Genomic DNA, 3198 nt, shown 5'->3' with positions numbered 1-3198 from the left:
CTCGTCAGCAGCGTTCTGATGCAGGCCGGTGGGAGTCAGAAGACGGTAAACCGCAAAATCAGTTCGCTGTCCTCCATGTGGCGATGGCTGCGGAAGCGCGGTTTCGTAGAGGACAACCCTTGGCAGGGCCAAGGAAGCTTCATCAGCGCTGGCAGGCAGGAGCGTCCAAAACGGGCCTATGAGGCCCAGGAATTGGTCAAGCTTTTCAGTGCCGATCCGAGGGCGGCTGTCGGCTCGCGGTACGGTCTCGTGCTGTTCGATCTCATGCGGTTGGGCCTTCTTACAGGCTGTAGGATCGGAGAACTCTGCCAGCTTCGGGTCGAGGACGTGATCGTGTCACAGCAGGCATTCCGCATCCCCCAGGGGAAGACCGAGAACGCTCGGCGCATTATGCCGGTGCACCATATGGGCTGGCCAATAATCCAACGCCTGATTGCAAGCTCCTCAGATGGCTGGGTATTCTCAGGTCTGACGCCTGCGGGACCTGATGGGAAGAGAAGCTGGATCGTTGTGAAGCGGTACGCCACGTTCCGGCAAGAAGTTCTGGGGCAAAGCGGAGCGGTGGACTTCCACAGCTTCAGACGCTCGTTCGCGACCTACCTTGAGCGTGCCTCTACGCATTCCATGGCTGTCAACAGCAGCGTCATTGCCGAGCTTATGGGGCACGTGAAGCCGACGCTCGCCTTGGCCGTGTATTCTTCAGGACTTGTGCCTTCGCAGCTACGCGCGGCTATCGACGCTCTGGACCACGTCATCGAGTCCGAAGTGATGCAGCTTCTCGGAGGCAAGCACCTCGGAGCGTGAACACCACCCTTTCACGCTGGACGATTCTTCGGCGGCGCTGGAAAGGTGGCATCGTTGACGAGCCACTCTCGCAGCTTGGTCCAGCGACGCTTCGTGTTGCCACTTCTGACAGCCATGCCGATGGCTTTGCGCTGCCCAATCAGCACGACAAGCTGCTTGCCCCGCGTTACCCCCGTGTACAGCAGGTTCCTAGCCAGCATGTTGTAGTGCTGCGTCACGATTGGGATCACCACGGCTGGGTACTCCGAGCCCTGGCTCTTGTGGATCGTCGTTGCAAAGGCAGGCACGAGCGTGTCGAGTTCACCGAACGGGTAGATCACCTCGCGCCCGTCGAAGGTGACGAGCACCGCTCCTTCCTCCTCATCGATGCCGGTCACCATGCCGAGGTCACCGTTGAAGACCTCGCGATCGTAGTCGTTCTGCGTCTCCATCACCCGGTCACCCGGTGCGAAGCGCCAGCCGAAGCGCTCGACCTGCGCGGGCGGGTTCGGGTTCAGCACGCGTTGGAGTTCATGGTTCAGGTTGCGTGAGCCCAGCGAGCCCCGCAGCATGGGGGTCAGCACCTGCACATCTCGTACGGGATCAAGGCCGAAGGTGCGTGGGATGCGATTGGTGATCACCTCGATCAGCTTGGCGACGCCGACCTCCGAATCGTCGATTTCGATGAGGTAGAAGTCCGCTTTCTCACCGGGGCGGGGCCTCTCCGGCATCTGCCCTTGGTTGATCCGGTGGGCATTGACGATGATCCGGCTCTCAGCCGCTTGCCGGAAGACCTCTGTTAGCCGTGCCACCGGTATGCGGCCGGAGGCGATCACGTCCGCCAGGACCTGCCCTGGGCCGACCGAGGGTAGCTGATCCACATCGCCTACGAGCAGCAGCCCAGCGCGCTCCGGCACTGCCTTCAGCAGCGCGTTCATTAAGGGCACGTCCACCATCGAGGTCTCATCGATGACAAGGAGATCGCAATCGAGCGGGTTCTCCTCGTTGCGCGAGAAGCCGCCGTGCTTCGGATCGATCTCCAGCAGTCGGTGGATGGTTTTCGCCTCCAGACCCGTCTGCTCCGTCATGCGCTTGGCGGCACGCCCCGTGGGGGCTGCAAGCAGCACCTGCACGCCCTTTGCCCTAAGGATGCGCAGCACGGAGTCGAGCGTGCTGGTCTTACCGACGCCAGGACCGCCCGTGATCACGCAGAGCTTGGAGGCCAGCATCAGCCGCACGGCTTCGATCTGCGAGGGCGAGAGAGCCTTACTGGTCTTCTCCTCCACCCAGGGCCGAGCCTTGTCGAGGTCGATCTCAGGCCACGGCGGCGTTCCCGACGCACGATCGATCAGGCGCTCGGCAATGATCCGCTCGGATGAATGCAACCCCTTGAGGAAGATGCAGGTCTCGCCATCCACCGTGTCGGCGACCACATCCTCGCCGCGTAGCTCCAGGGCAATGGCAATGCGGATCAGGTCGGGCTCGACCTCCAGCAGCTTTTGGGCGAGCACGGCAAGGCGCTCGGTGGGCAAGCCGCAATGCCCTTCATCCATGGCAGTCTGGAGCGCGAACGAGACACCCGCCCGCAGTCGCTGCGGGGCTTCCTTCTCCAACCCAAGCTTCATCGCGATGGCATCGGCCGTCCTGAAGCCGATGCCGCGAATGTCACGCGCCAGACGGTACGGGTCCTCGGTCATGACCTTGATCGATTCCTGACCATAGGTCTTGAAGATGCGCACCGCGCGCGCCGTGCCGACGCCATGAGCGTGGAGGAAGATCATGATCTCCCGAACCGCCTTCTGCTCGGCCCAGCCCTTTACGATGCGCTCAGCACGCTTCGGGCCGATGCCTCCGATCTCCTTCAGGCGGTCAGGCTCGGCCTCAATGATCTCGAAGGTGTTCTCGCCGAACAGCGCCACGATGCGCTTGGCCATAGCCGGACCAATCCCCCGCATGTAGCCAGAGGCGAGGTACTTCTCGATGCCTTCAATCCCGGTCGGCGGCGTCGCCTTAAGCGTCTCGGCCTTAAACTGAAGTCCGTGTTGCCGGTCGGAGAACCAGACGCCGGTCGCCGTGATCCACTCGCCTGCGCCGATGGCTGGAGCGTGTCCGATCACCGGAACAAGGTCGCGCTGGCCCCGCGCCTGCACCTTCAGGACGCAGAAGCCCGTCTCCGAATTGTGGAAGGTGACGCGTTCCACCGTCCCCGCGAGTGTCTCGACGGGCGTGCCGCGCTCGAACTGCTTGGTCCCCGCCCTGGGGTTCATCTCATGGTCCCGGTTCACGCGCACGAGCGCGCGCCCGGCGAGGATCATCTCCCCAGATACCTATGTACTCGCGGGTGAAAATGCTCCTGCTCCGATCCACTGCGACGCGTACATCGCCACCGGCCTGCATCAGAACGCTGCTGACGAA

Annotated in this window: 2 protein-coding genes; one reads left to right on the top strand and one right to left on the bottom strand. The window is 62.7% G+C overall.

Features of this window, described 5'->3' with window-relative positions; genetic code table 11:
* Positions 1-804: tyrosine-type recombinase/integrase (locus AC6EUL_RS22740; RefSeq protein WP_499872872.1), on the top strand; the 804-nt coding region annotated here is incomplete at its 5' end.
* An 11-nt stretch (positions 805-815) separates the two neighbouring features.
* Here the strand turns inward: AC6EUL_RS22740 and recD2 are convergent.
* Complete coding sequence (gene recD2, locus AC6EUL_RS22735; protein WP_499872873.1) at positions 816-3050, bottom strand: SF1B family DNA helicase RecD2; 2235 nt, start codon at positions 3048-3050, stop codon at positions 816-818.
* Positions 3051-3198 lie beyond the last annotated feature (148 nt).

The sequence above is a fragment of the Methylobacterium sp. 001424705 genome, assembly GCF_059816145.1.
Note: the sequence above shows the minus strand (reverse complement) of the source record. Positions and strands in the feature narration are given on the sequence as shown.

Coding starts and splice junctions, on each gene's coding strand:
- recD2 (WP_499872873.1), bottom strand. CDS start 3,050: ATGAACCCCAGGGCGGGGACCAAGCAGTTCGAGCGCGGCACGCCCGTC.